Genomic DNA, 989 nt, shown 5'->3' with positions numbered 1-989 from the left:
GCTGCTCGTGCGGCAATTGGGGCTGATGTTGTGCTGGGAGGAAGAGCTGGTGTTGCAGGAGCACAAATAACCAGTAAAGCTTTAGCAGCAGGAGAAAGGGCGGTGCAATCTGCTTTAGCAGAGGGTGTGGAACGGGCAGCGGCAAAAGCTGCAGGTGAAGCAGCAATGAAAGCAGTAGCAAGTAAAGAGGCGGCAAAATTTAGCTTGGGGCGTGCAGCAAAAACTGGAGCCATTTATGGTGGAATAGCAGGCAGTGGTGAAGGGGAAGGGCTTGCAGATACTCTAGTGTCTGCTGGGTTTGGTGCAGGGTTAGGCGTTGCAACACCATTTGTTGCCAGTGGCGTATCAAAAGTGACACCTTTTGTGACAAAATCACTTAAAGCAGCATTGAGAGGACCTATAAGCCCAGCTGAAATGGCAGCAAAAGCAGCGCTAATGCCAGAAAAAGAAGCATTTCAGGTAAGCGATAGAGCGCTTAGGGATGTAAGCCAAACTTTAGGGGATGAAGGTGTTGATAAACTTGAAAGAGCATTAAAACAGCGAGGTCCTGATTCAATGATTATTGATCTTCATGATGAGCTTGCTAAAAGAGCTTTTAAGGCAGCAAAAAAAGACCATGATACATATTCGCTCATAAGTAATCGTTTGAATGAAAGACAAGATGCGAGTGCACTGCGGGTAAAGGATGCGTTGACAGATGTGATGGGTCCAAAAGTAGATACGCTTGATTTAAAGCAAGAGATTATCAAACAAGCACAGAAAAAGGCTGAACCATTTTATGAGAGGGCGAAAGCTTCTCCCATTTCTAATGCTGTTCGTGAAGATTTATCGCGGTTGCAAGAAACTCCTGCCTTCCAAAAAGCCTATAAAAAAGCAATTGCGCAAATGCCAAATGAAGCGGATGCAACAGTTATAGGGAGCAATGGATATCCAAAGCTGAATATGCGAATTTTACATAAGATGAAAGAGGTTTTGGATGATCAAATTAA

Annotated in this window: 1 pseudogene; it reads left to right on the top strand. The window is 44.4% G+C overall.

From position 1 onward, the window contains the following. Nucleotides 1-989, top strand: a pseudogene (locus tag ACFIL3_RS10490) (hypothetical protein); the annotation flags it as partial.

The organism is Bartonella sp. CE47NXGY (genome assembly GCF_042195415.1).
Lineage (GTDB): Bacteria > Pseudomonadota > Alphaproteobacteria > Rhizobiales > Rhizobiaceae > Bartonella.
Note: the sequence above shows the minus strand (reverse complement) of the source record. Positions and strands in the feature narration are given on the sequence as shown.